General features: G+C 62.3%; 7 protein-coding genes and 1 pseudogene. 7 read left to right on the top strand and 1 reads right to left on the bottom strand.

Translation table 11 applies throughout. The annotated features are described in order from the left end of the window. The first annotated feature begins 12 nt into the window (after positions 1-12). From EI28_RS14130 to EI28_RS11420, 7 genes and pseudogenes are all read left to right on the top strand, one after another. Positions 13-150 carry a DUF2551 domain-containing protein gene (locus tag EI28_RS14130; protein WP_255342098.1) on the top strand — a complete coding sequence of 46 codons (138 nt, stop codon included), beginning with the start codon at positions 13-15 and terminating at the stop codon, positions 148-150. Positions 151-202: 52 nt separating this feature from the next. Beyond that, entirely contained in the window at positions 203-472 is a 270-nt protein-coding gene (locus EI28_RS11445; RefSeq protein WP_048114969.1) for a hypothetical protein, read from the top strand. A gap of 3 nt (positions 473-475) precedes the next feature. Then, complete coding sequence (locus EI28_RS11440; protein WP_048114967.1) at positions 476-883, top strand: archease; 408 nt, start codon at positions 476-478, stop codon at positions 881-883. Positions 884-956: 73 nt separating this feature from the next. Next, a pseudogene (locus EI28_RS11435) lies at positions 957-2,325 on the top strand (RtcB family protein). Further along, the gene (locus EI28_RS11430) at positions 2,322-2,900 is read left to right on the top strand and encodes a hypothetical protein (RefSeq protein ID WP_231476785.1); all 579 of its coding nucleotides are present in this window, start codon (positions 2,322-2,324) and stop codon (positions 2,898-2,900) included. The pseudogene EI28_RS11435 and the gene EI28_RS11430 overlap by 4 nt, the downstream one beginning before the upstream one ends. 19 nt (positions 2,901-2,919) lie before the next feature. Continuing rightward, positions 2,920-3,354 (top strand): DUF2111 domain-containing protein, encoded by a 435-nt coding sequence (locus EI28_RS11425; RefSeq protein WP_082223160.1) that lies wholly within the window; start codon positions 2,920-2,922, stop codon positions 3,352-3,354. 5 nt (positions 3,355-3,359) lie between these two features. Then, positions 3,360-4,340 carry a biotin--[acetyl-CoA-carboxylase] ligase gene (locus EI28_RS11420; RefSeq protein WP_048114970.1) on the top strand — a complete coding sequence of 327 codons (981 nt, stop codon included), beginning with the start codon at positions 3,360-3,362 and terminating at the stop codon, positions 4,338-4,340. Between the two features lie 439 nt (positions 4,341-4,779). Here the strand turns inward: EI28_RS11420 and EI28_RS11415 are convergent. Beyond that, positions 4,780-5,094, bottom strand: a 315-nt coding sequence (locus EI28_RS11415; RefSeq protein ID WP_048114965.1) for a hypothetical protein, incomplete at its 5' end; no start/stop codon positions are given.

The following is a 5,094-nucleotide window of genomic DNA, read 5'->3' as shown; positions in this document are numbered from 1 at the left end:
AGTTATCACTCCATTGCGTCGATGGTAGGTATCATCGCATCCCGTATAGGCATCCTGCGCGTGAAGCGCAACGCAGAGGGAACGAACTCCATCTACGAGTTGAAAGATCAGTACGTGGACGTGGTGACGAACGTCCTCGTGGCGACGTAGTTCCCGAAAACCATACCACTTTTTAGCCTCGCCGCCAATATGAGAGATAACCATGCAGAGTGATGTTGAGGGGCCAGACCAGTCACAGGGCATATATGTCACGGAGGATGTCCGATCGTATATTCTCCAGAGAAAACGCGACTTCCGGGTGAGCACATCCTGCAGCGGACCCATCCTCCTGCCGGTATCGGTCAAACCTCCGAAGGCGACCGACCTGCAGGTTCCGATCGGTGACTATACCGTCTACATCTCAAAGTACCAGGCCCGCTACATCGATTCCATCCACAGGAGAATGATTCCTATATTCTACGATGGCTTCTAAAACATGAGCTTCGATGAACTGGAGCACACCGCCGACGTCCTCATGCGGGTGCGGGGCGCGACCTTAAACGAGCTCTTTGCCGAGGCGGGCCGGGCGATGTTTTCCGTGATGTACGGCCCCTGCGAGGAGAGGGGAGTCGAGCGGAAGATCGAGATCGAGGCGGAGAACCTCGAATCGCTTCTCATCGATTACCTCTCGGAACTGCTCTTCGTCACCGAGGTCGAGAACACCGTCTTCTGCACCTTCGACGTCGATCTCCGGGGCACCCGGCTCTCCGCCGTCCTCAGGGGGGAGCCGTTCGACCCCGCGCGACACTCGGCGGGAACGCTCGTCAAGGGCATATCCTACTTCGGGCTCGAAATCGTTAAAGAAGAAGAGGGTTACGTGGTGGAGATCATCTTCGATATCTGAGGTTGTCATGCTTACCGGAATCAATAAGATCGGAGACCTCGAATGGGAGGTTCCTATTGGATACGTCCCCGATATGCGGGTGCCGGGGCGGTTTTTCCTCTCGGGGACACTGGCGGAGACGCTCGAAGAAGGAGCCGTCCGCCAGCTCGCGAACGTCGCGACGCTCCCCGGGATCGTGAAACACTCGCTTGCCATGCCCGACATCCACTGGGGATACGGGTTTCCCATCGGCGGCGTCGCCGCATTCGACATGACCGAAGGGGTCATCTCTCCCGGGGGAGTCGGGTTCGACATCAACTGCGGCGTCCGGCTGATCACGACGCCCCTGACCGAATCCGATCTCGCCGGCAGGAAACGGGAACTGATCGAGCGGCTCTTTGACGCCGTGCCGACCGGTGTGGGCGCAAAGAGTACCATGCGGGTCTCGAACAAGGATCTCTCCGCGGTCATGGTCGACGGCGCCCGGTGGGCGGTCGAGCGCGGGCTCGGCACCGAAGCCGACTCGTCCGGTGCGAGGGCGAAGGGGCGATGCCGGGCGCCGACCCCGACGCGGTCAGCGCCAAGGCGCGCCAGCGGGGCGTGCCGCAGCTCGGGACGCTCGGCGCGGGAAACCACTTCCTGGAGGTCCAGGTTGCAAGGGAGATCGTCGACCCCGAAGCGGCGAAGGCATTCGGGATCGCCGAAGGGCAGGTCTGTTTCATGATTCACTGCGGCTCACGCGGCCTCGGCCACCAGGTCGCGACCGATCATTTGCGAACGCTTGAAGGTGCGCTTCCGAAGTACGGGATACGCCTCCCCGACCGGCAGCTCGCCTGCGCCCCGCTCGACTCCCCGGAAGGGCGTGCCTACTACGGCGGCATGGTCTCGGCCGCAAACTACGCCTGGGCGAACCGGCAGGTCATCATGCACGAAGCGAGGAAGGTCTTCGCACACCTCTTCGGGATCGATTACGACGAGATGCGGCTTATCTACGACGTCGCGCACAACGTCGCGAAGTTCGAGCGCCACGACGTCGACGGGGTCTCGACGGAGGTCTGCGTCCACCGCAAAGGCGCGACGCGGGCGTTCGGCCCGGGAGCGGAGGGCGTTCCCAGCGAGTATGCCGCGGTCGGGCAGCCGGTGATCATCCCCGGGAGCATGGGGACGTCGTCCTACCTCCTCCACGGCACGACGGGCGCGATGCAGAAGACGTGGGGGAGCACCTGCACGGCGCGGGGAGGGTGCTCAGCCGGTCGAAGGCAAAAAAAGAGGTCCGCGGAAAGGAACTCCGTGAACGCCTTGCGGGAGAGGGTATCGTGGTGCGTGCCCACAGCGACGCTATCCTCGCGGAGGAGGCTCCGGCAGTCTACAAGCCGAGCCGGGAAGTGGTGCGTGTCGTGCACGAAGCGGGCCTCTCGGATATCGTTGCCCGGCTGGAACCGCTCGGGGTGATCAAGGGGTGACCGGCAGGACGGGGCTGCTCTGGGACAGCCCTCTCATGTTCTCGCGGCTCATCGAGGACTGCGGCGCCGCTTGCGAGCCGGTCAACCCGAACATGCTCGCCTCGCCCTTCTGGCGCGGGAGGTTCGTCTCGGTCATCGTGCCGACGGGGTTTGCGAACCCGGACTACTCGAACCTTCTCCCCGCTCTCCGGGCTGCAGAGGGCCGCATCCGGCGCTTCGTCGAGAACGGCGGCCGGCTGCTGGTCTTCGGCGCGGGAGGCTCGCGCGAGGACGCCTACGACTGGCTCCCGTTCCCGGTGACCTACTCGTTTGCCTATGGGCCGCGTGCCGTCCGGTTTACCGGGGAGAGCACCTTCAACTCCCTTTTTTCGGGATACGATCTCGACGCCGTCGAGTGCGACGGCTCGTTCCCGTCACACGGCGGCGAGACGCTTGCCGCCACGCCCGGGGGGGAGCCGCTCCTCGTCGGGAAGCCGCTCGGCGACGGGATGATCCTGGTGACCAGCATCCATGAGTACCCGTCGCGCGAATTCTTGAAGGAATTCTCCTGCGGTGATAGGGAAACATTATTTTAGATAAACCGTGATGAACAGTATGGATACGGCCATGGATCAATATATCGTCTCTGCGTCTTCGAGCGCGCGCGATCTCGCCCCGATCGTGGTATGTATCCACGATCTGCTTGGTCGGCTGCCCGTTACGGCACGGTCCCGCGACCACCCCGGAGTCCGGGTCGAGGACGGGAAGGTCATCGACGAGGGCTATACGGGCCCCATCCTCGAGGAAGTCCTCGAGGAGAATGCTACGTTGAGGGTCAGGCCCCCGAGTGGCCCGTACAAAGGCATCCCGGTGGTGGTGGCGCCGGTAAGGGATGAAGAAGGCCGGGCAATCGGTGCAATCGGCATCGTCGATGTGACCGGCATTTTTGATCTCGCGGGTTTCATGGAGCAGAACACGGTGATCCGGAGGCAGGTCTGCGGCGAGGATCCCTGTCCGCTCCCGACCGAATCGCCTGCAGCGAAAAGGTAATGGACATGAAGGATACGGCAATCAACGTATTGAAGATTCTCGAAGAATCGCCCGGCCCGGTGTCAGGGGAACGGATTGCAGAGCAACTGGGCATCACCCGGTCGGCCGTCTGGAAGCAGATACGCGAACTCCGGAGGCTGGGATACGGAATATCGTCGTCCCGGGTGGAAGGCTACCACCTCGAGACGAAGACTGACCGGCTCCTCCCCTACGAGATCAACAAGATGCTCCGCACCCGGGTCATCGGACGGCAGATCCGTCATTTCGACAGCACCGCCTCCACGGGCTGGGTCGCGAAGAAGCTTGCCGCCGAGACCGATCCTGAAAACCTGCACGGCATGGTGATCGTTGCCGAGGAGCAGACCGGCGGGGTGGGAAGGCTCGGACGCGCCTGGGTCTCGCCGGCCGGCGGCATCTGGGCCACGATTCTTTTGAAACCGAAGATCCCGCTCGACCACCTCTTCATGATCACCATGGCCGGGTCGATCGCGATTGCCCGTGCCATCCGCAAGGAGTACGACATCAGTGCGCTCATCAAGTGGCCCAACGATATCTTTATCGGAGACAAGAAGGTCGCCGGTCTGCTCCTGGAACTCGCTGCCGAGGCGGATACCGTGCACTACGCCCTCCTCGGGCTCGGGATCGACGCGAACGTCTCTCTCGACGAACTTTCGTCGAACCTGCGGGATACGGTGACCACGCTCCAGGCCGAGGTCGGCCGCGAGGTCGATCGCGTGGCGCTTCTTGCCCGGGTTCTGCGGGAGTTCGAACTGCGCTACCAGCAGCTCGAGGACGGCGAGTACGACTCCATCATCCGCGAGTGGAAGAGCCTCTCCCGGACGCTCGACCACCGGGTGGCCATCAAGACGGTCAACAAGACCTTTTCGGGAGAGGCCATCGATATCGACGAGCACGGTGCCCTGATCATCCGGAAGGACAACGGGAAGATAGAGCGGGTCATCGCCGGCGACTGTTTCCAACTCTGACCTGCCGGTCAACACCCGTACACTTTTTTGGGTCATCGGGCCCCGGAGAAGACTTCTCCATCGGTAACGGAACTACCTGGAGGTTATGAGGTCATCCCAAAACGATCTCCGAACATTTGGCATACACTAATCGGAGCACTTACCTCCTAGGTATCTACTATATGAACCACACCTGGGGCAGGGAGGGGGAGACGGCTTTCCATCGCATATCGCCACGCACTGCCCCCGCCCTGAGGGGGGGAACGACTGCCGGAACGGCAGGAGTTTAAGCACCGCAGGTGTAAGTGAGGAGCGCGAAGCGCGGGCGGGGTGGGTTCGCAGGGAGAGTTAAAAGGTGTCATCTTGCAACCGGGAGGGGGACACCCCTTCGCACCTGACGGTGCTCAAGCTCCCTTCGGTCGCACCTCCCCGGACCCTCACTCGAAACTCTTCGAGTTTCTCAAGCTCTTGCCGTGCCGGCAGTCGCTCCCCGCGTGGCGATAATCCCACGGTCCAGTATACGGGCGAGCCGGGGAAACCCGCACTGCTCTCCTGCAGTTGCAGTAATGCCCCGGAAGAACGGAATACGAATGCCGGAGGTGCGAACCGCGACTGGCGCGAGCATCGTGAGCGGCAGGAACGTGAGAAGCCTAAGGCTTCGAACCGCGACTGGCGCGAGCATCGTGAGCGGCAGGAACGTGAGAAGCCTAAGGCTTCGAACCGCGACTGGCGCGAGCATCGTGAGCGGCAGGAACGTGAGAAGCCTAAGGCTTCG

The organism is Methanoculleus sp. MH98A (genome assembly GCF_000691865.1).
GTDB lineage: Archaea > Halobacteriota > Methanomicrobia > Methanomicrobiales > Methanoculleaceae > Methanoculleus.
Note: the sequence above shows the minus strand (reverse complement) of the source record. Positions and strands in the feature narration are given on the sequence as shown.

Excerpts from the sequence above, each read along its gene's own strand:
- EI28_RS11445 (WP_048114969.1), top strand. The coding sequence starts at position 203 with ATGCAGAGTGATGTTGAGGGGCCAGACCAGTCACAGGGCATATATGTC.
- EI28_RS11440 (WP_048114967.1), top strand. The coding sequence starts at position 476 with ATGAGCTTCGATGAACTGGAGCACACCGCCGACGTCCTCATGCGGGTG.
- EI28_RS11425 (WP_082223160.1), top strand. The coding sequence starts at position 2,920 with ATGGATACGGCCATGGATCAATATATCGTCTCTGCGTCTTCGAGCGCG.
- EI28_RS11420 (WP_048114970.1), top strand. The coding sequence starts at position 3,360 with ATGAAGGATACGGCAATCAACGTATTGAAGATTCTCGAAGAATCGCCC.